At 65.2% G+C, this 21,827-nt stretch carries 22 protein-coding genes; 12 read left to right on the forward strand and 10 right to left on the reverse strand.

The genetic code is table 11. The annotated features are described in order from the left end of the window. Nucleotides 1-132 precede the first annotated feature (132 nt). From QFZ29_RS02610 to QFZ29_RS02620, 3 genes are all read right to left on the reverse strand, one after another. Complete coding sequence (locus tag QFZ29_RS02610; RefSeq protein WP_306892693.1) at nt 133-1,905, reverse strand: ABC1 kinase family protein; 1,773 nt, start codon at nt 1,903-1,905, stop codon at nt 133-135. Between the two features lie 5 nt (nt 1,906-1,910). Then, complete coding sequence (locus QFZ29_RS02615; RefSeq protein ID WP_306892694.1) at nt 1,911-2,480, reverse strand: PadR family transcriptional regulator; 570 nt, start codon at nt 2,478-2,480, stop codon at nt 1,911-1,913. A 528-nt stretch (nt 2,481-3,008) separates the two neighbouring features. Continuing rightward, entirely contained in the window at nt 3,009-3,485 is a 477-nt protein-coding gene (locus QFZ29_RS02620; RefSeq protein WP_306892695.1) for a hypothetical protein, read from the reverse strand. A 553-nt stretch (nt 3,486-4,038) separates the two neighbouring features. Here QFZ29_RS02620 and QFZ29_RS02625 point away from each other — a divergent pair. From QFZ29_RS02625 to QFZ29_RS02630, 3 genes are all read left to right on the forward strand, one after another. After that, nucleotides 4,039-4,374, forward strand: coding sequence for a hypothetical protein (locus tag QFZ29_RS02625; RefSeq protein ID WP_306892696.1), 336 nt, complete (start codon nt 4,039-4,041; stop codon nt 4,372-4,374). A 94-nt stretch (nt 4,375-4,468) separates the two neighbouring features. Beyond that, entirely contained in the window at nt 4,469-4,843 is a 375-nt protein-coding gene (locus tag QFZ29_RS20355) for a helix-turn-helix domain-containing protein (protein ID WP_373426175.1), read from the forward strand. After that, nucleotides 4,840-5,256, forward strand: a complete 417-nt coding sequence (locus QFZ29_RS02630) for a DUF6941 family protein (protein WP_306892697.1) — start codon at nt 4,840-4,842, stop codon at nt 5,254-5,256. The genes QFZ29_RS20355 and QFZ29_RS02630 overlap by 4 nt, the downstream gene beginning before the upstream one ends. A 419-nt stretch (nt 5,257-5,675) precedes the next feature. Here the strand turns inward: QFZ29_RS02630 and QFZ29_RS02635 are convergent, their stop codons facing one another. Beyond that, a complete protein-coding gene (locus QFZ29_RS02635) occupies nt 5,676-7,019 on the reverse strand; it encodes a hypothetical protein (RefSeq protein WP_306892698.1) in 1,344 nt (447 codons plus the stop codon). A 457-nt stretch (nt 7,020-7,476) separates the two neighbouring features. On the opposite strand from QFZ29_RS02635, the gene QFZ29_RS02640 reads away from it, so the two are divergent. Continuing rightward, nucleotides 7,477-9,663 carry a hypothetical protein gene (locus QFZ29_RS02640; RefSeq protein WP_306892699.1) on the forward strand — a complete coding sequence of 729 codons (2,187 nt, stop codon included), beginning with the start codon at nt 7,477-7,479 and terminating at the stop codon, nt 9,661-9,663. A gap of 124 nt (nt 9,664-9,787) precedes the next feature. On the opposite strand, the gene QFZ29_RS02645 is transcribed toward QFZ29_RS02640, so the two are convergent. Next, nucleotides 9,788-10,537 (reverse strand): hypothetical protein, encoded by a 750-nt coding sequence (locus tag QFZ29_RS02645; RefSeq protein WP_306892700.1) that lies wholly within the window; start codon nt 10,535-10,537, stop codon nt 9,788-9,790. Between the two features lie 318 nt (nt 10,538-10,855). On the opposite strand from QFZ29_RS02645, the gene QFZ29_RS02650 reads away from it, so the two are divergent. Next, nucleotides 10,856-13,477 carry an ATP-dependent Clp protease ATP-binding subunit gene (locus QFZ29_RS02650; RefSeq protein ID WP_306892701.1) on the forward strand — a complete coding sequence of 874 codons (2,622 nt, stop codon included), beginning with the start codon at nt 10,856-10,858 and terminating at the stop codon, nt 13,475-13,477. A 59-nt stretch (nt 13,478-13,536) separates the two neighbouring features. Here the strand turns inward: QFZ29_RS02650 and QFZ29_RS02655 are convergent, their stop codons facing one another. After that, entirely contained in the window at nt 13,537-14,172 is a 636-nt protein-coding gene (locus tag QFZ29_RS02655) for a TetR family transcriptional regulator (protein WP_306892702.1), read from the reverse strand. Nucleotides 14,173-14,239: 67 nt separating this feature from the next. Between QFZ29_RS02655 and QFZ29_RS02660 the strand changes: the two genes are divergently transcribed. Next, on the forward strand, nt 14,240-14,530 hold the full coding sequence (locus QFZ29_RS02660; protein ID WP_306892703.1) for a putative quinol monooxygenase: 291 nt from the start codon (nt 14,240-14,242) through the stop codon (nt 14,528-14,530). Between the two features lie 17 nt (nt 14,531-14,547). Beyond that, the gene (locus QFZ29_RS02665) at nt 14,548-15,987 is read left to right on the forward strand and encodes an MFS transporter (RefSeq protein ID WP_306892704.1); all 1,440 of its coding nucleotides are present in this window, start codon (nt 14,548-14,550) and stop codon (nt 15,985-15,987) included. Nucleotides 15,988-16,022: 35 nt separating this feature from the next. Here QFZ29_RS02665 and QFZ29_RS02670 read toward each other — a convergent pair whose 3' ends face one another. The 3 genes from QFZ29_RS02670 to QFZ29_RS02680 all read right to left on the reverse strand — a co-directional run bounded on the left by QFZ29_RS02670 (nt 16,023) and on the right by QFZ29_RS02680 (nt 18,038). Beyond that, nucleotides 16,023-16,862 carry an alpha/beta fold hydrolase gene (locus tag QFZ29_RS02670; RefSeq protein ID WP_306892705.1) on the reverse strand — a complete coding sequence of 280 codons (840 nt, stop codon included), beginning with the start codon at nt 16,860-16,862 and terminating at the stop codon, nt 16,023-16,025. 68 nt (nt 16,863-16,930) lie between these two features. Continuing rightward, entirely contained in the window at nt 16,931-17,332 is a 402-nt protein-coding gene (locus QFZ29_RS02675; RefSeq protein WP_306892706.1) for a nuclear transport factor 2 family protein, read from the reverse strand. 100 nt (nt 17,333-17,432) lie between these two features. Continuing rightward, the gene (locus QFZ29_RS02680; RefSeq protein ID WP_306892707.1) at nt 17,433-18,038 is read right to left on the reverse strand and encodes an acyl-CoA-like ligand-binding transcription factor; all 606 of its coding nucleotides are present in this window, start codon (nt 18,036-18,038) and stop codon (nt 17,433-17,435) included. Nucleotides 18,039-18,081: 43 nt separating this feature from the next. Here QFZ29_RS02680 and QFZ29_RS02685 point away from each other — a divergent pair, with 43 nt between their 5' ends. Then, nucleotides 18,082-19,005: an SDR family NAD(P)-dependent oxidoreductase gene (locus QFZ29_RS02685; protein WP_306892708.1), complete on the forward strand. Its 924-nt coding sequence runs from the start codon at nt 18,082-18,084 to the stop codon at nt 19,003-19,005. A 76-nt stretch (nt 19,006-19,081) separates the two neighbouring features. Here QFZ29_RS02685 and QFZ29_RS02690 read toward each other — a convergent pair whose 3' ends face one another. Beyond that, the gene (locus tag QFZ29_RS02690; protein ID WP_306892709.1) at nt 19,082-19,492 is read right to left on the reverse strand and encodes a RidA family protein; all 411 of its coding nucleotides are present in this window, start codon (nt 19,490-19,492) and stop codon (nt 19,082-19,084) included. Nucleotides 19,493-19,575: 83 nt separating this feature from the next. Between QFZ29_RS02690 and QFZ29_RS02695 the strand changes: the two genes are divergently transcribed. The 4 genes from QFZ29_RS02695 to QFZ29_RS02710 all read left to right on the forward strand — a co-directional run bounded on the left by QFZ29_RS02695 (nt 19,576) and on the right by QFZ29_RS02710 (nt 21,823). Next, nucleotides 19,576-19,950, forward strand: coding sequence for a winged helix-turn-helix transcriptional regulator (locus tag QFZ29_RS02695; RefSeq protein WP_306892710.1), 375 nt, complete (start codon nt 19,576-19,578; stop codon nt 19,948-19,950). A gap of 73 nt (nt 19,951-20,023) precedes the next feature. Continuing rightward, on the forward strand, nt 20,024-20,449 hold the full coding sequence (locus tag QFZ29_RS02700) for a MerR family transcriptional regulator (RefSeq protein WP_306892711.1): 426 nt from the start codon (nt 20,024-20,026) through the stop codon (nt 20,447-20,449). Continuing rightward, nucleotides 20,442-20,846: a carboxymuconolactone decarboxylase family protein gene (locus tag QFZ29_RS02705; protein ID WP_306892712.1), complete on the forward strand. Its 405-nt coding sequence runs from the start codon at nt 20,442-20,444 to the stop codon at nt 20,844-20,846. Before QFZ29_RS02700 ends, QFZ29_RS02705 begins: the two co-directional genes overlap by 8 nt. A 122-nt stretch (nt 20,847-20,968) precedes the next feature. After that, the gene (locus QFZ29_RS02710; protein ID WP_306892713.1) at nt 20,969-21,823 is read left to right on the forward strand and encodes an alpha/beta fold hydrolase; all 855 of its coding nucleotides are present in this window, start codon (nt 20,969-20,971) and stop codon (nt 21,821-21,823) included. The last annotated feature ends 4 nt before the right edge of the window (nt 21,824-21,827 follow it).

Consider the following 21,827-nt stretch of genomic DNA (forward strand, 5'->3'; position numbering starts at 1 on the left):
ACAGCTGCGCCCAGCCTCGGCGGAGGAGCGGCCAAGGCCGATGGCTGGGTTGCGTCGGGCTGCGTCAGGTCGAGGTGGCGGATGTCGCGGCCCGCCGAGGAGCGGGACCGGACGATGTCCGCTCGGGTCGAATCAGCCCGGCCCGCGCCGGCCGAACACCCCCGCGAGCACGGCATGCAGCAGCGGCACCACCGATGCCACCATGAGCGCCATGCTCCACACCGGCTCGTCGAGGCGAAGCAGGATGCCGCCGATGAACAGGCCGACGAACAGCACCGCCGAGACGATCCGCCGGGTCGTGCGCTCGAGCCGCGCCACCCGCTGCTCGAGCCGCGGCGAGTTCGCGACGAGGCGCCCCTCCTCGATGCGGTCCGCCAGCGCATCGAGGCGCTGCGGCAGCCGCGCGACCGTGCCGGCGAACGACAGCGCCTCCTGCCCGAGCGCCTGCACGATGTTGCCGCGCTCGTCGCGCAGGAGCTGCGCGGCATACGGCTCGACGGCGTCCCACATGTTGAACTCGGGGTCGAGCGAGCTGCACAGGCCCGACGTCAGCGACATCGAACGGATGACGAGCAGGAAGTTCTCGGGCAGTTGGAACGGCAGCGCCCGCATCACCTCGCCGAACTCGATCGCGAAGCTGCGCAGCTCGCGCTGGTCGACCCGCTGCAGCTCGGCGAGGCCCATTCCGCCGAAGCGCGCGAACAGCTCGGCCATCGCTCGCTCGAGTTCTTCCGTGTCGGCCGACGGCAGCAGAATGCCGACACCACGGATGCTGTCGACCAGCCGCTTCCCGTCACGCGCGGCGACCGCGAGGATGACCTGCTGCAGTCCGCGCCGCAGCGAGTCGGGCACTTCGCCCATCATGCCGAAATCGATGAAGGTGAGCCGCCAGTCGGGGGAAGCGGCCGGCGCCGCGGCATCCGTTACCCTCGAAGCCGGCGACGCGGCATCCGTCACCCGCTCGACTGGCGTGATGAAGATGTTGCCGGGGTGCGGGTCGGCGTGGAAGTAGCCGTCGCGGAAGAGCTGGTCGAACATGACGGTCGCGAACTGCTTCGCGACCGCCTTCGCGTCGATGCCCGCCGCGACCAGGGCCGCGCGGTCGTTGATCTTGATCGCCGTCACGTCGGCGAGCGTCAGCACGCGGCGCGTCGTGCGCTCCCAGACGACTTCGGGCGCGGCGACCCGCGAGTCGTCGGCGAAGCTCGCCGCGAACCGCTCGGCGTTGCCCGCTTCCTGCAGGTAGTCGATCTCTTGGAGGCTCGTGACGGCGAACTCCTCGACGAGCGAGGGGAGGTCGACGCGGCTCGAGACGAATCTCACGCGGCTGAGCCATCCGGCGACCCGGCGCAGCGCCGCCAGGTCGACGTCGACGATCGTCTCGATGCCCGGCCGCTGCACCTTGACGACGGCCTCGTCGTATCCCATGTCGGCGGCATCGATCGGCGAGAGCTTGGCGCGATGCGCTTGACCGAGGGATGCCGCGGCCAGCGGTGTCGGGTCGAACCACGCGTACGCGCGCTCGAGCGGTACACCCAGCTCGGCTTCGGCGAGGCGTCGGATCGCGTCGAACGGCACGGGCGGCACTTCATCTTGGAGCCCCGCGAGCTCGTGCGTGATCTCGGGCGGCAGCACGTCGAGTCGCGACGAGAGGTATTGGCCGACCTTGATCATGAGGCCGCCGAGGTCGACCGCGAGCACGTGGAAGCGCTGGGCGATGCGGGTCAGCCGCGCTGCTCGCCCGCGCGCCGCAACCTTCGCCAGGCCGAAGCGAGGCAGCACGAGCTCGAACCACCAGGTCTGCACGATGTGTCGCGCGGCGAACCGCAAGATGCGCCGGTAGCGGGCGCGCGTGTTGCCGACATCGGGCGTCGAGTCATCCGGACGCCGACGTGCCGAGGGCACCGAGGTCAGTCCTGCGCGAGGATCGAGTAGAGACGACGACGTGCCTCTTCGAGCACCTCGACCGCCTGTTTGATCTGCTCGGGTGTGCCCGTGCGCCCGACCTGCGCCGCTGCCTGTGCGAGCTCGATGCCGGCCTTCGGGAGCGCCCCGACCGTGCCGGAGTCGCGCGCGCTCGAGGTCTGCCACGGCGCGGGACGATCAGCGGATGCCTCGGCCTCGGCCCGTCCCCCTTCCGTCAGCGAGTAGGTCTTGCGGCCATTCGACTCCTCTGCGCTGATGAGCCCCTCGTCGGCGAGCAGCTGCAGCGTCGGATACACCGAGCCCGCGCTCGGCTTCCATGCACCGCCGCTGCGCTCGGCGATCTCGCTGATGATCTGGTAGCCGTGCATCGGCTTCTCGGCGAGGAGCGCGAGCACTGCCGCGCGGACGTCGCCGCGGCCCATGCGCGGCGCGACCTTCTGCTCGAACATGCCGCGAAGTTGATCCATGGCCTCCCACAGTCCCTGTCCGGGGCCCCCTTGCCCCCACCCGCCCGAGGGACCGGTGAAGCCGTCGCCCCTGTACGAACCGTTCATGATGTCCTCCCTGAACCGGGCACTCGCCCGGCGCTCGACGATATATCAACGATATATCGTTCGCATGCTTCGGGGTAGACCGTGAATCCCCGTCGACTTGGGCGCGTCCGGCGCGAATCGACCAACGGGTAAGGTGACGCCGTGCTCCCCATTCTTCTGGCCGTCGCGTTCGGCCTCAGCGTCGGAACCCTGCAGGCCTACGTCTACCTTCCGCGACCGCAGCGCCTGCCATCGATCGCCGTTGCGGTTGTGCTCCTGATTGGTGCAGCCTATGCAGCGTGGGGCCCGGGTGGGTCGACGGGTCCAGCAGCGGTCATAGTCTTGTCCGCCATCCTCGCTCAGACGCTGGTGGGCGGCCTTCGTCTGGCCGGCGACCCCCGAGCAGAAGGCTTGGGTTATTGGGAGCGGGTGTGGCTGGGGTTCATGCGTGCTAGCTCGTTGCGTCGGTCACCCGGTTCGCGGCGCGATGCGCGCCCAGGCCCATAGCCCGACACCGCGCGATCGTCCATCGAGACGACCTAGTGGAAGCTACTTGCGCTCGAGCTCGACGGTTTTGGTGACACCCATCGCCGTCACGTCGTAGCGGATGACATCCTCGTCGTACGCGAACGTCTTCGTCGCGTCGCTCGATGCGAGCATCGCGCCGGCCGTCTTCTCGGTATCGTTCTGCGAGACCCATTCGAACGTGCCCGGTGATGTCGGCGCCGTATAGGAGCCTGCCCAGTAGAGGGCGCGCGTGTCGTTGCTCTCAGAGATCCAGTTGACCTCGATCGAGTCTGCAGTAATCGTGGCGACCTGGTAGCTGTCTTCAGACTCAGAGTTCGTCTGAACCCATTCGCCGACCAGATCGGCGGGCTCCGGTTGCGGCTCTGCCTCAGCCTCGTTCGACGCAGCGGCGCTGACGGGCGCCGCAGTTGGCGCGTCAGCCGCGCAGCCGGAGAGGCCATACCCGAGCAGTGCGAAGAGAGCGAGTGCGGTGATACGGGCGGTGCGCGATCGAGACATGAGTTCCTCTTGTTGACGTTTCAAACAGCGAGGTTCAACGTATCGCGACGGGTGGTTACTCTCCCGCGCTTGCGCGCGGATCAGCCGAATTGCACGCCGTTGTGCCTACAAGTGGGGTGGGCCACTTTTAAGTGGGGTGGGCCACTTTGACCTAGGGACACGGCACGCTGACACACGATTCTCAACTGCTGACCCGCAGATCGTGGCCGCCGAACCCGCCGGGCTCGGGGAGCGCGCTACGGATCTGCTCGGCCGTCTCATTCCGTTTCGTTGTCGATTGAGAGTGCGCCCCCACTCGGGGAAGCCATGGCGCCCTCGACCCCCGTAGGGCATGCTTCCTCGATGTTAAGGGCTGGCACTAGGCTCATTGCTACTTCCCCGTGACTTGCGCTGATGGTGGTGGGGGCTTCACATTCGGGGGGAAGCAGGTATAGTTTTGACTGAACTCGAAGCGGACCAGGTATCCAGGTGTGCCAGTTGCTCGCGGTACGTTGAAACGGACGGAGGCGCTCTCGCCGTCGAAGGTGCGTGGGACCGCGATGATCGTGCACAAGTGATCGAATTCTTGGGTGCCTTGCGTCGCTCGAAGAGAGAGAAAGATCGAATACGCCTGGCCGACCTAGAGGAGCGGCTTGAACAGTATGCGATCTACGGATACCTAGAGCCGAAGGTTCAACTTAGGCATATTGAGGATGACATCTGGGAGATCAAGTCCCCGAATGACCGAATCCTTCTGTACCACGCCGCAGCGAACGAAGTTCACAAGAGGGCTGCTCGCATGACGCACGCGTTCGAGAAACGGCTGAACAAGACCCCCAATGGGAAGCTGCCGCGTGGGCAGATCCTGAAAGCGATGGCGATCCAACGAGAGGATGAGAAACGTGGCTAGGACAGCGCTGCAGAAAAGGGCTTGTGTAAGTGACGTAGCACTCCGTTCAGCTTCTCGTCTGCGGCTGCGAGCTCTTGCCCTACTGGAGGGCGCCATGGAGGCATCGGGGCGGACCCAAACCGAAGTTGCAGAGTACCTGGGTGTCCGTAAGTCGGCAGTGTCCCAGGTGATGAATGGGTCTGGAAACGTGACGCTCGATACGCTAGCTGAGTACTTGTCGGCCATGGGCTACGAGGCTGATATCACAGCCGTGGAACAAGGGGAAACTCTGCGGTCGATGCGAGAGCGACGATCGCCGCGGATCGCTGCTATCACGCTTCGCGACCACGACCGGCGCTCCGGAACAAACATCGCTGTGTGGGAGTCACGTTCGGCTACCAAGAGTAAGGAACTGGCTGAGCCAGTGCTGTGGGCTCCTCTAGTTCACGAAGAGCTGCACAACGTGTGGACCACAGAAATAGCTCGATGACATCAGCCCGCGTTCGAATGTTTGAACTATGTGACACCGCCTCTGATCGTGGAGGTCTCATCAGTGTGCTCGGGGCCGGGATCGATTTGATCAGCCGCGATCAGTATCCGAACGACCTCGGAGCCATGATCGCTATCTCGGTCGAAATCGATGCGTACCAAGTTGGCGAGAAGGTGGCATTGAGGTTGTCGATCCAAAAGCAGAACGGCGATCCGATCGCTGAGGACTACATCAACGAGTTGGCGGCCGTACCGTCCGCTGAACTCGAGGAGCATTTTAGGGATCCCGGGGCCGCAGTTTTCGTACACGTCGTTGGTGTGCAACGGATGCAGATCCCCGAGCCTGGGCGCTATGTGATGAAGCTATCTGTCGACGATGTCCCGGTCGGCTCACTGCAATTCCTAGCGCAATAGCACCTCTCATCATCTTGCCGAGCGCCACGACCAAGGTGCGATCTCTGGCGGGAATACCCGCGCCCCCTCCGCGCGGAACTTGAGCGTACCCAACTCAAGTTCCACTTCAGACGGACGCGGGTCGTTGGCGGACGGATGCAGGATGAGCGTCTTGGCCCTGGCGGCATCGGGGCTCGTATAGCTGTTCTCTTGGGCGGCTCCGCGCTGATCGTCCGTGCCGCCTACATGCAACCATCGAGGCTGAGGACGCGCGCGACTGACTCGACGTCGGACGGTCGCAGGGCGACGATGGGTCGTAGCGGCATGTGACGGGCGCTCCGGGCCGCACTAGTGCGGCGAGCGGACGCACTTGCCCGCTCAGGATCCATCACCGACCATCGCGGGCTAACCGCTAAGAGTCGCGTGCGGGTATCGAGCTGTTAGGCGGGCGGGATGTGCACGGTAGCCACGAGCAGTCGAAGCTCCTTGCCGTCGCGCTTATACCGATTGATCCTCCAGCCAGAAACCGAGGAGTCACCCTCGCCCTTGAAGCCCCTAACAGCTCGGAGAGGAGGCAAGTACTTCGCATATGCCCGATCGCGGTTCTTCTGCCTGAACAGCAGCAGTAGCACTGCGGCGGTGTCGGCCGTGTTGAGGTAGCTGAACAATTGTGGATCAAGCGCCTTAACGACGACGCTTTCCGATTTCGCGAACTTGGTCTCGGTAATGAAGATCAACGCTTCGCTCGAGCCGTCATCGATCGCCTTCGCTCGGACTTGGATGTCGGTCTTGCCCCGTCGCGAGAACACCTCGCGATCCGCCCCAGGGAGCGATGCGTTCAAGGTCGCGGCGAGAAGGTCGCTGATGCGATCTTCCTCAAGCCCATTGAACGCGCTGGGATAACGCTCGACGGCATTCGCCCAGACTCGTATCGAGCGCTGCAGATCCTCAAAACTCGCAGTTGCGAGTCGATCTCTGAGGATGACGTTTGTGGGACGCGTCTCAACGATGTCCCCGCTCGGTGTAGTCACCTCCACTGTCGGATCGGAGAGCTTCCAGTCGTCAGGGAACTTGACGGAGGTCATGACTTTCTCAAACGCTTGGAGTTGTGTTCGCCGGGAGTCAATTGCAGACAAGATCTGCTCCGGGAGCGCGATCTCAAAGTACGAGCTCATCTCGGCGACGATCGCGTCGAGGATGGGCCGCATGGCCGCCTCGCGTTTGTCATAGATCTCCTGAAGAACGATCCCTCCACGGTCAACTAGGTCTAGTTCCTCAGATGTCAGATCAATGGGCGTGTAAAGCGCGAAGGGAGTGTCGTCACCGTCGTGTACGGCTTCAACCTTCCATACAGGGTCGCCTTCGCCTACGTACGGGTGCACGGCATCGCGGTCTATCGGTTCAAGGGTGGTGCCAGTAGGCCATGTCGACAGGAACCCAGCCGCGCCGATCACTTGACGACGGAACCAGAAGCGGGTAACTACTGGCGAAATGCCATTCGCCTGCCGCCGCCCCCAATGGTGCGCTTCGACGTAGCTGCCGGCGCCGCCCGCGCCAAGCGTCGGCGGGATTGGGCGTACGGAGTCAATTGCGTGCGTCAGCTCAGCGGCGTGCCGGTCGAGTGCCGAGAGCGACTTGGTCTCGACGATCGGTGCAATGAGTAGCCGTCCGTAACGACTGAGCACCTCCCGAACTGGCCGATGCTCCATGACGAATCGAGTGAACGGAGGGTTCCTCATCGCGTCCGAAAGAAGGTTCTTCGTGATCTCGTCGCTCGTCGCCATGACAAACAGTGTGCATGATGCTCTGATCACAGCTGACTGCCAAACTCGTCAGTGGGTGACTCTGTAGGACTCAGTAGCGCGTCGACGAGTCGTCGTGTGGCTACCGAGGTATCGACCGGCACCGCTTGTAGGTGAGAACTGACACCGATGGCGTTCGACGGTCTGTGTATGTTGGTGAATGTCGACGCCACCCTTGAGTAGTCGAGGACGGTCGCTGTGTGCTGGAGATGAACCCAACTGGGTTTGTGGCACCCGGGCGCTCATCCGCCGCTGGGGCCCGCGGGCGCCGCCCTCGCAGGGTTCCGTACTCCTCGGCTCCCATGCCTCCAGTTCCGCCTGCGCGGTCACGCCTTTCCCGGCGCGAGCTGCAATCGTGAATCGCGACGGCTGAAGACACCATCATGTAATCATGAGATTTCTGAGGCACCTCACGCGTCCTCTGTGGTGGCTTTTCGTAGTGCGGCAACAGTTCCTGCTGTTGAGGTTGCGACGCGCGATTCGCAACACTGACGCTTTTGATGTCGTGGCGAACATGTTCCTCGCAGTTGCTCCCCTCGATAGCGAGCCCGGCGACGGCTCGGACGGGGAACGACTTCTCGCGTTGCCGGAGCTGACGGCATTGCTTTTCGCCGAGCAACGGTCCGTGCCGTCAGGCGCTGGGTCGAGCGCCAAGGTGCTTAGAGCCGTTCACACGCTGGTGCCGAAGGTGCTGCACGCCAGTTCGCTTCGAACCACGTTCTATCAGCTCACAATCCGGCACCAGCCGAGAGAGGGCCCCACCGTGGTGCCAAGACTGACAGCGGCCGCGATTACGAAGGAAATCTACCTCAGGCTGCCCCGCTTCCACCATAAGGAACGCGAACTTCTCAACGAACTCTTCACGCCGACCGTGCGCGAGTCGATCGTCGCGAGGCTCGGGTTTGGCCCCGAAGCGATGTTCTCGGTCTTCGACGCATTCCACTCGTACATCCCGCAGTCGCTTGTCGAGAGCATAAGGAGCGCGGGTGACGAACTTGCCGAAGCGTTGGAAGCCTCGCCCGAATTAGAGCGCTACATGGACACCCAATCTGGCGGGCTGCAGGCTGCTACGCGACGCGTCACCACACGCCTCGCATTCGATCACCTGGCCGAGGCTGTCGCTCTATCTTTCGACGACCTGGTGCTCGCCACTGCCCTTGACCAGGCAGAGTTGGCGGCGCTGCTCTCGCGGATGAGCATCGATCTGGATGCACCGAACGAGGGGGTCGTGACAGCGTTCCTCAATGGTGACAACCCAATGAGAACTCGGCCGTTCCTATCAAGAACGGGCACCTCGCGGCAGCGCGAATGGATGCTCGTTCAACCCACGTCGCTGATATTCGGGATGCGCGAGTTGGTTGAGGCGGCACTGACTGCCGAGCCGATGGACCAGACCTACATGAAGCATCGAGGTGAATTGCTTGAGCGGCGTGGGATGCGGGCACTCATCGACGCCATTCGTCCGGATGTGGCGCTGGCAAACGTCGAGTACAACGGGCTCCACGGTCAACGCTTTGAAGCAGATGGACTGCTCGTGATTGGACACGCGGCCGTCGTTCTCGAAGCGAAGAGCAATCGCCTGACCCAATACGCGCGCGCCGGCGCACCCCTGAGGCTTTGGCAAGAGCTGGGTCCGATCATCAGCAAAGCCGCGCAACAGGCCGAGCGCCTTCGAGCGCTCATCGAAGCCGGAGCGTCCATCCACATCAGATCCTCGAGCAATCTGCTGGACGGATCAGGCGACGGAGCACGGACCAACTGGGACCTCGATGTCAGCGAAGTTACCGAGGTGTTCACCATCGCGCTGTCTCTCGAAGATTTGAACTATCTCGTCACCATCACGTCAGAGCTCGTCGAAAGCGGACTCATCCCAGAAGGCGCGCTCTCCCCTTGGATTGTGAACGTCCACGACCTTGAAATTGCCGCCCAGCTCCTAGATAGGCCGGCCGAGTTCATCCAATTCTTGTCGAGGCGGCGCCGTACTGCGACGATGAACAATATCTTGGCGGTTGACGAACTCGACTACGTCATGCACTACCTCGCCAGTGGACTATTCCCAGAGGGCTCAACTAGCACGACGACCCTCGTTCTCAGCCTCACAGACGAACTCGACGCTTGGATCTTCTACGAGAACGGGCTCCGCGACACACCAGCACCAAAGCCCGCGCAACAAATCGAGTCGGGAGTCAACGAGGTACTCACAGTCCTTGAGCGCTATCGACCATTCGGATGGCTTGAGGCTTCCATCGGCCTCCTCGAACTGGCGCCTGATTTTCGCGCTAGGGTCGCGCACGAAGCTGGCCGGTTGCGTGAATTGTCTGCCGGCGACGGCCGCCCGCATTCGATGTACCTGGAGACGCCGCCAGCCCCTACGAAGTCGCTGATCTTTATCGCAATGAGTTTTCCCAGAGGGACGCAGCGAAACGCAGTCGAGAACCAACTCGTCGGGTACGCGACCCTGCGACGCTATGCATCCAGAGCCGACACCGTGTTCTGCTTCGGCGCGTGGGTAGGAAGCCAGGAGGTGTTCGATGTGTTTTTGACGCTCAGCTCACCGTGGTCATACGACCAAGCTCTTGAGGCTGCCGTAGTTACGGCCGGACTTGCTCCGGGCATACAGACCTAAGCGGCTCGGGTGGTGCGCGGCCTCCAAGCGCCCGCTTGCGGTTTTCGGCACGGGGGACCCGTCCGTCAGCGGACGTCCACAAGCGGATCGGTTCGCGGTCGGCCGCTCGCCCGCCGGACTCGCGCTATTGCTCGAGCTGTATGGTCTCGTCCTCGGCAATGTGGTCGAGTGCCTTTGTAACGAGAACGTGGGTGCACAGTGTGTGCGTGGTTTCCCAGCGATCGAGCCAAGTGGCAAAGTTCGATGTGGTGAACTGCAGTAGGGCTTGCACGTCGGCGAATATCAGCGCCGGCGATCGCCGTACTTGGATGCCGGCGGCGCCCAACCCAGGCATGGGAAGTCCAAATACAACTGGTTCGCAGTGGCTGATGCGGTTTCGGGCCCAGTTGATGCGCTGCGCAAGCCTGGCAACGTCTTTGCGAGGCTCCGAGAACCCGTGCTTAAGTGCCGGTTCCCACAAGTCCTTTACGTAATAGGCGCGCGAGCCATCGATCTTGTCGTCGCCCTTGCCCAGCAAGTTGACCCAAGTGCCTAGCATCACCTGAGCGATGATCTTGCCCGCTGGAGCTTGGACACCAACCGCCGCCTCGGCGTCAGTGAATGCGGCGTCTGCTGTTTCGTCAAGTAGATTCCGATGGTCCTGGAACCATCGCTCGCCGTACTGTGATGTGAGTGAGCGATGAATTGTCTCGCGCAGAGCGACTTCAGCGAATCTCACCCCGGCGTGGAGGTTCGCAGCAAGTTCTGCATCGATGAGATACAGCGCGATGGCGTCCCTGTCGCCAGTGGTGGCAGACCGGAATCGCCGTAGCCGCTGTTTGGCCAGGCTGTTGATCAGCGCAGTCTGCTCGACCGGAGTTAGTTGTGGGATCACGCTTCGGAGGATATATTGATCTCATATTCCCCCGGCAACGGCCGCAGTGGGTTTCGGAAACCGTCGTAGATCTTTGATCACGGCGGTTTCATCTTTAACGGAGGTCGGCCCCCGGGGCGCCTCGGCTAAGCCTCTCCCTGCTCCTTCTAACTGTTGCCAGGGGCTTGCTGGCCATACGTCCTCGCGTGCCCCTGAAAGCCAGTCCGATAGACGATCCGTTTTGGCGACGCAGATGGACTCGAACATGGCGGGAATACGCGCGCACCCTCCGCGTTGAACTTGAGCGTACCCAACTCAAGTTCCACTTCAGGAGGACTGGTGCCCGAAGACTTCACACCCCAGAGCGGCGACGAAACCAACTCGTTCGACGAGTTTCTGAGCCGCTACCTCGAGGGCGAACGGTCGCGCGCAGCGCGGTCGATTGACCTGAGCCGCTTCTTGACTGCACGCACGCAGGGCATCCTGCAGCGCGCCGGCAGGTTCGCGCTCGAGCGCGGCCAGACCGAGCTCGACGCGCTGCACATCCTGCGCGTGATCGTTGAGGACGAGAGCGTCAAGCAGGCGATCGCCCGCATCGGCGTCGCCCCCGAGCGGCTCATCACGGCGACCGAGGCGCGGCTGCCTGCGGCATCCGACGTGGCCGACATCAACGCGGCCACGATCACGCCGAGCGCGAGCCGCGCGCTGTTTCACGCCTACCAGGTCGCGCGTTCGAGCGGTTCGACCTACATCGACCCTGAGCACCTCTTCTTTGCGCTCGTTCTGGGGCAGGATGCCCCGGCCGGCCAGGTGCTCGCGCGCGCCGGCGTCACCGCCGAGGCGTTGACGGAGGGCCTGCGCGAGACCGTGGGTGACGACGAGGAGTTCGGACAGGCTCAGTCCCCAGATGGTGGGCCCGAGGCATCCGACACCCCGATGCTCGACAAGTTCGGCACCGACCTCACGGCCCTCGCCGAGAATGGCGAGCTCGACCCCGTGATCGGGCGCGTCGACGAGATCGAGCAGACCATCGAGATCCTCAGCCGCCGCACCAAGAACAACCCGGTGCTCGTCGGCGAGGCCGGCGTCGGCAAGACCGCGATCGTCGAGGGCCTCGCCCGCGCGATCGTCGAGGAGAACGTGCCCGAGGCGCTGCTCGGCAAGCGCGTCGTGTCGCTCGACCTGCCCGCGATGCTCGCGGGCACCCGCTACCGCGGCGACTTCGAGGAGCGCCTCACGAAGACCATCGACGAGATCGCCGAGCACAAGGGCGAGTTCATCGTGTTCATCGACGAGGTGCACACCGTGGTCGGCGCCGGCGGTGCCGGTGACGGCGGCATGGACGCGGGCAACATCCTGAAGCCGCGCCTCGCGCGCGGTGAGCTGCACCTTGTGGGTGCGACCACGCTCAAGGAGTACCGCACCGTCGAGAAGGACCCCGCGCTCGAGCGCCGGTTCCAGCCGGTTCGCGTGGGGGAGCCCTCGATCGAAGACGCCGTGCTGATCCTGCACGGACTCAAGCCCGCCTACGAAGAGCACCACGGCATCGAGTACACGGATGCCGCGTTGCGGGCCGCCGTCGAACTCAGCGCGCGCTACCTCACCGACCGGGTCTTGCCCGACAAGGCCATCGACCTCATCGACCAGGCCGGGGCGCGGCTGCGCCTGCGGCTCGGTGTGAAGACGGATGTCCCTGCCCTCATGGCGCGACTCGGCGAGCTCGAGGCCGACAAGAACGCGGCCGTGCGCGCCGAGCACTACGAGGAGGCGTCTCGGATTCGGGACGAGATCGCGAAGGTGCAGGCGAAGCTCGATGAGGCGACGGCCGCCGGTCGAGTAGCGACGAAGTCGCGTATCGAGACCAGCGGCGAGGGTGGTTTCGACAAGCTCAACCACCAGGCTGTGATCGACGAGGCCGAGATCGCCGCGGTGGTCTCGCGGGCCACCGGCATTCCGGTGAACCGCCTCACCGAGAGCGAGCGCGAGCGCCTCGGCGACCTCGAGGCTGAGCTGCACGGACGCGTAATCGGCCAACACGACGCGGTCACCGCGGTCGCCAAGGCCGTGCGCCGCAACCGCACCGGCATGGGCGACGCGCGTCGCCCGGTGGGCAGCTTCCTGTTCCTCGGGCCGACGGGTGTCGGCAAGACCGAGCTGGCGAAGGCGCTCGCGTCGAACCTGTTCGACGACGAGGCATCCGTGATCCGCTTCGACATGAGCGAGTTCGGCGAGCGGCACACCGTGTCGCGACTCGTCGGCGCCCCTCCCGGATACGTCGGCTACGACGAGGCCGGCCAGCTCACCGAGCGTGTGCGGCGCAACCCGTACTCGATCGTGCTGTTCGACGAGATCGAGAAGGCGCACCCCGACGTGTTCAACCTGCTGCTGCAGGTGCTCGACGACGGGCGCCTCACCGATGGCCAGGGTCGCACGGTCGACTTCCGCAACGCGGTGATCGTGATGACCTCGAACGTCGGCTCGGAGTTCCTGGCGTCGCGGTCGGGTGCGCTCGGCTTCGTCGCCGGGGCGGATGCCTCGGGCTTCGCCTCGGAGAAGGACCTGCGCGACCGCGTCATGGGCAAGCTGCGCGAGGCCATGCGGCCCGAGTTCCTGAACCGCATCGACGAGATCGTGCTGTTCCGCAAGCTCGACCAGCCGCAGCTCGAGCAGATCGTGCGGCTCATGCTCGGTGCGTCGGCCGCGCGGCTCGCGTCGCGCGAGGTTGCCTTCGAGGTGACGGATGCCGCGGTGGCGCTCCTCGCGGAGCGCGGCTACGAGCCCGAATACGGCGCACGTCCGCTGCGCCGCGTCATCCAGCGCGAGATCGACGACCGCATCGCCGACCTCTTCGTGAGCGGCGCTGTCGGTGACGGCGAGGGCGTGCGCGTGGATGCCGCCGACGGCGAGTTCATCGTGGCATCCGTGCCGAACGCCACGGTGACGGTGCCGCAGGCGGCCTGACCCACCGACCGCACAAGCGAACGCCCGGCCCTCATCACGAGGGCCGGGCGTTCGTTCTTTCACGCCGGTCGAATCGAGCCCAGCTCGCTGCTGACGCCCGCGACGATCATCCGGATCCCGTGTTCGAACACCTCGGTGCTGAGTGGTCCGCCTCCCTCGGCGAAGGCCGTCTTCAGTGTGTCGGAGATGTCGAGCGGAGCACCGCCGACCGGGGTTGCCTGGTTCCCGGGCGCCTGCTCCTTCAGTGCAAAACCGGAGATGTAGTGGGTGATCACCGAGATGGTGTGCAGCGCGAGCGCCGGCGTGAAGCCGAAGCCCACCATTGACCTGATCTCCTCGTCGAAGAGGCCGATGAGGGTGGGGCTGCCACCGCTGGCCTCGGCGGCGATGCGCGCGCCATCGCGGCAGGAGTTGAGTGCGGCTCGGTAGGCGATCGAGCGGCGCATGATCCAGTCCTGCCACGCCTCCCCGTCTGACGGTGCACCCATGCCACCCGCGAGGTAGATGCGTTCGGCCATGCCCTCGAGCAGCTCCTGCTTGTTGCGGAAGTGCCAGTACAGGGCGGGCGACTGCACGCCGAGCCTGTCGGCGAGGCGGCGCATGCTCAATGCGTCGAGCCCCACCTCGTTGACGAGGTCGAGGGCGACCAGTTCGATTCCCGCTCGCGTCAGGGGCTGGCGCTTCGTGGATGCCACGGTTGACACCTTATCGGTGATAAGGGAGGATTGCACACAACTTAGCAGTGATAAGGAAAGGACGATCATGTTGATCATCGCGGGATACCTGGAGCTCGACCCGAACCGCCGCGACGACTACGTCGCGGCTCACACCGACCTGATCGCGCGAGCTCGTCAGGCAGACGGATGCCTCGACCTCGCCATCTCCGCGGACTCGGTGCACGAGACGCGCGTGAACCTGTTCGAACGATGGAAGTCCGAGGAGGCGCTCGAGGCGTGGCGCGCCACCTCGAACCCACCGCAGCTCGATGTGCAGTTCGTGGGCGGCGACGTCATGAAGTACACCATCGACCACGTCTCGCCGGCGTTCGACTGATGTCAGACGCTCAGCAGATGCCGGCCACGCAGCAGGCGCGCCCGACGCTGACCGATGGTGCCCGCAATCCACTGCGGTGGCGCGCCCTGACCGTGCTCGGACTGTTCCAGTTCATCCTGGTGCTCGATCTGACGGTCGTGAACGTGGCGCTGCCACGCATCCACGACGAGCTCGGCTTCACGGATGCCGGGCTCGCGTGGGTGGTGAACGCCTACGTGCTGACCGCCGCCGGGCTCCTGCTGCTGGGCGGGCGGTTGGCCGACATCCTCGGCCAGCGCAGGATCTTCCTGCTTGGCGTGATCGTGTTCGCAGTCGGTTCGCTCGCCTGCGGTGCCGCCCTCTCTCCGGGCATGCTCGTCGGTGGCCGCTTCGTTCAGGGACTCGGTGAGGCCCTGGCGGCGCCCGCGGCGCTGGGGCTCATCGTGCTGCTGTTCCAGGATCCCCGCGAACGGATGAAGGCGCTCGGCATCTGGGGTGGACTCAGCGGACTCGGCGGAGTCTCGGGATCGGTCATCTCGGGCCTGCTGACCGACCTCGCCGATTGGCGGTTCATCTTCCTGGTGAACCTGCCCATCGCCCTGGTCGCGATCGTGCTCGTCCCGTTCATTGTGGGGAAGAGCAGGGCTGCAGGCGCCGCACAAGGGGTGAACTTCACCGGCGCCGTTCTCGGAACCCTCGGCCTCATCGGCATCGTCTTCGGCCTACTGCAGATTCCCGCTTCGTCCTGGGGCTCGCCACAGGTGCTCGGCCCGCTACTGGCGGGCGTCGCGTTGGTCGGAGCCATGTTGCTCGTGGAGTCGAGGTCGAGCCAGCCCCTCATCCCGGTGCGCTTCTTCGCCGACCGGGTACGGGCGATCACCTATGCGGCGATCGTGGTGAACTCAGCCGTCTTCTTCTCCTACGTCTTCCTGCTCACCCTGTTCGAGCAGCAGGTGTTGGGCTTCACCCCGCTGCAGGGTGGACTCTCGTACCTGCCGCTCGGCTTGGGCATCGGCGCCGGGCTCGCCATCAGCACGGCCCTGATGCCCCGAGCGGGCTCCGGACCACTGCTCGGACTCGGTCTGCTCGGCGTTGCCGCCGGACTGCTCCTCTCGTCGGGCATCGACGTCGGCAGCTCCTACGCCGCCGGCATTCTGCCCGGGATGATCGTGCTCGGTGTCTCATCCGGAGTTCTCATGCCAGCGGCGGCCAACGCCGCGTTCCACGGGATCGCGGATGGCGACGCGAGTCTCGCGTCCGCTGTGCAGAACGTGATGGCCCAGGTGGGCGGAGCACTCGGTCTCGCCGCGCTCGTGGCGCTCTCGATCGGGCATGCTCGGACGCTCGAGTCCGCCGGCGCGGCGGCACCCGTCGCGCTCACCGGAGGATACGCGCTGGCCTTCCAGGTGGGAGCCGCTCTCGTGGCCGTACTGGGGCTGGTCTCGGTCGCCGTTCTCCGGCGCAGGCCGGCATCATGAGGGCGCTGCGTTGCGACGGGTCACCTTTGACCTAGTTAGAAGGGCTCTCGCAAGAATTCGACGACGGCTGCGGTGAACCGCTCTGGCTGTTCGATCCAGGGGTAGTGGCCACAATCAGCGAGGACCTCGACCTTGCCATTTTGGAACAGAGAGGAGAGCGCAACGACAGGCGCCAACCCGGTAAGAGCGTCGTCTGCACCTGCTATCACGAGCACGCTGGCCGTGCACTGTCGTAGCCGATCGACAAAGTCCGCAGGCGGTGCAACGGAGAAGAATGAGGTTGCTGCACGAAGGTCCCACGAACCCAGATGGGAGTGGCGCTTTGCATCGTCTCCCCAGTGCGCGTATCCCGCCGGTGCGGTCGCTCTCTGCCATTCATTGAACTCGGTTTCGTTGGTCAGCGGCGGTCCTGCCTGAAGCTGCGCCACGGCCGCTTCGAACGCGGCGTCGGCACTGCGCCGGCGAGCGATCTCGACAACGTCTGAGGCGACATCGACAAGATGTTGTGAAGGCGGCGTGACCAACATCATCCGACTGACTCGGTCGCCATAACGTGCGGCGTATGACGTTGCCAAGCGAGTGCCTGCCGAGTGCGCGATGACGTCAAGGTGATCTTCACCGAGGTGGATCCTGAGGGCCTCCAGATCGGAAGCCTGATTCCACCACGACCCCACTGCTGGATCGGTCGGAGCTGCCGAGGAACCGACGCCACGAAGGTGCGGCACGATCAGGCGGCGACCTTCACCGATACCGCCAAGATCCCCAAGGTAGATCGGATCCCGCGCTGCCCCGCCGGCAATCGCGACGAGCGGTCGTCCGGTTCCTCGCTCGTCGTAATGCAAGACTGCACCGTCTGAAGCCTGATACGTGGGCATCGCCCAATTCTAGGCAGGCATGCAACCGTCGTCGGAGCGGCTGCCCCCGCTGGGCTGGGCTGCGTACGTCATTTCGACGAGATCGCGTCGGCGTGCCGGTGGACGACCCGCCACTTGCCGTCCTCGCGGCGGTAGACCTGGGTGGCGCGCAGCGTGAAGCTCCGCGGCTTGCCGTCCATCGACGCCGAGACGCGCTCGTAGCCCACGGTGTACGCCATGTCGCCGAGCAGGTCGAACGAGATCAGCTCGAACGAGTAGCCGGTGCAGGCCGAGAAGCTCGACGCGAGCACCTCGAACGCCTCCACGAGCTCGCCGCGGTTCGTCGCGTTGCGCCAGGCGCCGAGCACGCTTACGGGCTCCTGGCTCGACCAGATCGCCCGTCTCGGGCCGTCGTCCCCATCGAACTGGGCTCGTTCGGCCTCCGCGAGCGACGTGTGAACCCAGGTCAGGAACTCCTCGCGATCGTTCATGGGTTCAGCATGCTCCCCACCGACGCGCCCGCGCCAGAGGATCGTGGCATGCCTGCGGCATCCGTCGCGTCAGGCGAGGCGCCGAGACCGGGTGGCTACCTCAGCGCACACCGTGCTCGAGCAGTTCGAGAGCTGATTCGAGGTGCGCGCCGAGGTCGCCGCCCTGCGTGAGCCATGCGCGGTACCCGGCCGCGAACGTCGCGAAGGCCACCCCGGCCCACCACCGGGGGCGCAGATCGTCGACGGTGACGCCGAATCGAACCGCCAGGCGCTCGGCCACGAGTTCTTCCAGTCGGGCGCGCTTGGCGAGGTCGCGATCTCGCAGTGCGGGAGTCTCGCTGATCAGCCGTTCGCGGATCACGAGTTCAGGGTGCTGGTCGCCGAGACGCTTCGCGACGGCCGCGAACACGGCCCGGATGACGACGACGGGGTCGGCGTCGACTGCCGTCTGGTCGAACGCCGTGATCATGGACTCGCGCAGGTCGTCGTCGCCGGCGAACAGCAGCTCGACCTTGTCGGGGAAGTAGCGATGGAACGTTCGAGGAGCCACGTCGGCCTCGGCGGAGATCTCCGCCACCGTGACGGCTGCGAAGCCGCGGGCGGCGAACAGACGCATTCCCGCGGCGAACAGGGCGTCGCGTGTCTGGGCCTTCTTCCGCTCGCGCAGCGACTCCGTGCGCCTGGGGTCGAGCGGTGGTTGATCCATTCTGACATTGTGGCACACCGAGACGTATGGCAGAGTGTGCCACATGACACAGAGAGACAGAATTGTGATCGTCACCGGCGGAACGAGCGGACTCGGACTCCATCTTGCGCAACGGCTCGCCGGCAGGCCCGGGTACTCGGTGATCCTCACCGGCCGTTCAGCTGCCGGTGCGGATGCCGCGGCGCGCCGCATCGGCGCACGAGGCCTGCCGCTCGATCTCGGCTCCCTGGCGTCGGTGCGCGCATTCGCGGCCGAGATCACAGCGCTCACCGACGGCCAGCCGGTGTACGCGGTGGTCTGCAACGCCGCCATACAGGTCGTGCAGGAGCGAACCACCACCGTCGACGGCTTCGAGACCACCATCGGCGTGAACCACATCGGCAACGTCGCGCTCATCGAGGCGTTGCTGAGCACCACGGGTGCTCCCGAGCGGCTGGTGCTCGTGGCATCCGGAGTGCATGATCCCGACCAGATGACGGGGATGCCCCATCCTGTCGAAGACGCCACGGTCCGCGAGCTCGCGTACCCGGGTGCGCGGCATCCGTCTGACGAATCACTGCAGCTCGAGGGTCGCCGCCGCTACGCCACCTCGAAGCTCGCGAACGTGCGCACCGCGATCGAACTCTCGCGTCGGCTTGCCGGCGCGACGGTCGTCAGCTCGTTCGATCCCGGGCTGATGCCGGGCACCGGCCTCGCTCGGGATGCGTCGTCGTGGCAGCGCGCGCTCTGGGCGACGGTGTTCCGCCTGCTGGTCGTGGTTCCCGGAGTGCAGAGCCCGCGGCGGGCGGCGGGCCAGCTCGAGCACCTGGTGACGGATGCCGCGACGGTGCCCTCCGGCACGTACGTCGAGCGAGGTCGGCCTCGGCAGCCGTCGGTGGCGGCCCGCGACGTCGAGGCGCAGCGGGCGCTCTACATCGACACGCTCGCGCTGATCGCAGAGGCAGAGATGTCGGCTCCCGCTGCCTGACGGCTCCGGGTGTGCCCGCCCGAATGCCCGGCCGCCCTCACCCCCGAGGGCCGGGCATTCGCCTACTCGAAGACGATCAGTCGAGGACCGCGTACGCCTCGAGTTCGACGAGAACATCGGGCTCGAAGAGGAAGTCGACACCGATGAGCGACACGGGAGGCAGCGGCTGCGGCAGCCCCAGCTCGTCGGCGACGAGTTCGATGCCGGCCATGAAGTCACCGATCTTCTCCGGCGTCCACTGCGTCACGAAGAAGCGCAAGCGCACAACGTCGGCGAATGTGGCGCCGGCACCGGCGAGGCCGAGGGCGGTGTTGCGAAGAACCTGGGCGACCTGCCCGGTGAGGTCGCCCGTGGCGATGAGGTTCGCGTCGCCGTCGCGGGAGATCTGGCCGGCCACGTGCACGTGGCGGGTGCCGGTGCCGATGGCGACGTGGTGGTACGGAACGGGCTGGAACATGTTCTCGGGCGAGAGCGTCTGCACGGTCATGGCGGCTTCCTTCGTTCGTTGATGGAGAGTGGTGTTCCATGTATACCTAGTGCCCGAAGGGAACTTCAACGAGACTAGGTGTTGTGAATGAAACCGCTTCCCCCGGACCCGAACTCCTTCAGGTCGACGCGCCGCACCGCGAACTGCTCGACCAAGTACTCGACAAGTGGTCGCTGCAGGTGCTCGACGAGTTGTGCGAGCGACCCCTGCGGTTCAATGAGTTGCGCCGTGCGATCCCGGTGATCGGGCAGAAATCCCTCACGACGACGCTGCGTCGCCTCGAGCGCAATGGCATGATCGAGCGTGTCGTGCTGCAGACGCGTCCGGTCGCGGTGGAGTACCGGATCGCGCCGGTCGGGAACACGCTCAATGAGCTCATCGACGCGCTCTTGCGCTGGACGACAGAGATCCTGCCCGAGGTGGAACGCGCGCGCGAGCGGTTCGACGCAGAAGACTAGGTATTGCGGGCCATGAGGTTGTCGACGCGCGGGTTTTGACTTCGAGCGCGCTCCAACTTCTAATCTGTTTGGTGTGGCGGATGAGGGAGATGCGCGAGGCCTGACGATCGCGCAGATGGCGGCGGCGACAGGCGTGTCGGCGCACACGCTTCGCTACTACGAGCGCGCTGACTTGATCCATCCGGTCGCCCGGAACTCCGGCGGGCAGCGTCGGTATTCGACAGCAGATGTGGAGTGGGTGAAGTTCTTGCTCCGGCTCCGTGAGACCGGCATGCCGATCGCGCAGATGCGGGAATATGCCCAACTCCGCGCCTTGGGCACGAGCACGACTGCAGCCCGACTCGCGCTCCTTGAGGCGCACCAAGCCGCGCTGCGCGAACAGATCGCGCAACTGCGTGCTCACGAGAAAGCGCTCGACACCAAGATCGCGACCTATCGCGACGACCTCACCGCGCTGCGCGCGGACGAACACAACCAACGAGGAGAAGCCGATGAGTGAGACCACCACACGCGAGGAGCGCTACGAGCAGGGGAAGACGGTGCTCGACGCGGTCGACGGCGCGGCGGGTGCGAACGTCATCGACTCCCTCCAGGACATCGCCCCGGAACTCGGGCATCAGATCGTTGCATGGGGGTTCGGGGAGATCTATTCCAGGCCCGGCCTCGAGCCTCGCGACCGGCAGCTCGTCACGCTGGGAATGCTGACCGCGCTCGGCGGATGCGAGCCGCAGTTGGACGTCCACATCAACGCCGCGCTCAACGTCGGACTGACCCCGCAGCAGATCATCGAGGCGCTCCTGCATTCGGCCGTCTACTGCGGGTTCCCCCGCGCCCTCAACGCGACGTTCACCGCCAAGAAGGTCTTCGCCGAGCGCGGGCTACTGCCGGTCACCTGATCGTGGCAACGGGCCGGAAGACGCCGGACAGGAGGCCACCCAACCGCTTCTCGCGGCATCCGTAGAACTGAGCTACGCTCACGTCGCAGGGGCAGCGTTTCACTTTGAACGAGGGTGTGGTCATGGCGCGCGACATCCGTACCGGTGTGCAGTATCGTCGACGACTCGCGATTCTGGGAGGCATGGTCACTGCAGGGTTCGCCTTGGCCGGATGCGGTGCTGACGCGTCTCGCGCGCCTGAGTCTGCGCCGCCGACGACCTCGGCGCCGAGCGCAACCGCCCGGGTCGGTGAGGTGGAGTTCGACGGAATGACGGTGGCGTACTCGTGCACCGGTGAGGGCAGTCCGGCCGTCATGCTGGAAGCCGGCTCCGACTCACCTGGCAAGCAGGCGTGGCCGGCGGTATTCATCGCACCGATCGCCGAGGTCACGATGGTCTGTACGTACAATCGCCTCGGCACCGGTGGCGGGAGCAGCGAGCCTCCGGATCGCGGCCGCACCTGGGATGACATTGCGAGCGTGCTCGACGGAGTGCTTGGCGCTCTTGAGCTGGAACCTCCTTACGTGATTGCGGGTCAGTCGGGCGGTGGCAACGTCGCGATCGCGTACGCGTTTGCGCATCCCGACCGGGTCGCGGCCCTCGTGTCGATCGAGGCCTACCACGACGACCCGGCGGAAATGGCGGCCTGGCAGGCCGAAGAGGGTTTCACTTGGGAGGACAACCCGGAGCACTTCGACGGCGTGCCGGCTTCGACGCAGCAAGACGCGTACCCGATGCCCATCGGCGAGTTCCCGGTGCTCATCATCAGCGCCACGCAGGCCGATCCGGGGGGTGTTGAGAATCAGGCCTACTGGCTCGGACTCTCACCAGACTCCCGGCAGGTGGTGATCGAGGGTCCGCACGACCTGCACGAAACGGCACCGGAACACGTCGCTACCGAGATCGTGGACCTCCTCGCGGGCCTCGGCGTGGAGTGACGCG

It is taken from the genome of Agromyces albus (genome assembly GCF_030815405.1).
Lineage (GTDB): Bacteria > Actinomycetota > Actinomycetes > Actinomycetales > Microbacteriaceae > Agromyces > Agromyces albus_A.

Coding starts and splice junctions, on each gene's coding strand:
- QFZ29_RS02705 (WP_306892712.1), top strand. CDS start 20,442: ATGAGTGAGACCACCACACGCGAGGAGCGCTACGAGCAGGGGAAGACG.
- QFZ29_RS02670 (WP_306892705.1), bottom strand. CDS start 16,862: ATGCCCACGTATCAGGCTTCAGACGGTGCAGTCTTGCATTACGACGAG.
- QFZ29_RS02680 (WP_306892707.1), bottom strand. CDS start 18,038: ATGGATCAACCACCGCTCGACCCCAGGCGCACGGAGTCGCTGCGCGAG.
- QFZ29_RS02660 (WP_306892703.1), top strand. CDS start 14,240: ATGTTGATCATCGCGGGATACCTGGAGCTCGACCCGAACCGCCGCGAC.
- QFZ29_RS02690 (WP_306892709.1), bottom strand. CDS start 19,492: ATGACCGTGCAGACGCTCTCGCCCGAGAACATGTTCCAGCCCGTTCCG.
- QFZ29_RS02710 (WP_306892713.1), top strand. CDS start 20,969: ATGGCGCGCGACATCCGTACCGGTGTGCAGTATCGTCGACGACTCGCG.
- QFZ29_RS02630 (WP_306892697.1), top strand. CDS start 4,840: ATGACATCAGCCCGCGTTCGAATGTTTGAACTATGTGACACCGCCTCT.
- QFZ29_RS02620 (WP_306892695.1), bottom strand. CDS start 3,485: ATGTCTCGATCGCGCACCGCCCGTATCACCGCACTCGCTCTCTTCGCA.
- QFZ29_RS02615 (WP_306892694.1), bottom strand. CDS start 2,480: ATGAACGGTTCGTACAGGGGCGACGGCTTCACCGGTCCCTCGGGCGGG.
- QFZ29_RS02685 (WP_306892708.1), top strand. CDS start 18,082: ATGACACAGAGAGACAGAATTGTGATCGTCACCGGCGGAACGAGCGGA.
- QFZ29_RS02635 (WP_306892698.1), bottom strand. CDS start 7,019: ATGGCGACGAGCGACGAGATCACGAAGAACCTTCTTTCGGACGCGATG.
- QFZ29_RS02665 (WP_306892704.1), top strand. CDS start 14,548: ATGCCGGCCACGCAGCAGGCGCGCCCGACGCTGACCGATGGTGCCCGC.
- QFZ29_RS02675 (WP_306892706.1), bottom strand. CDS start 17,332: ATGAACGATCGCGAGGAGTTCCTGACCTGGGTTCACACGTCGCTCGCG.
- QFZ29_RS20355 (WP_373426175.1), top strand. CDS start 4,469: ATGGAGGCATCGGGGCGGACCCAAACCGAAGTTGCAGAGTACCTGGGT.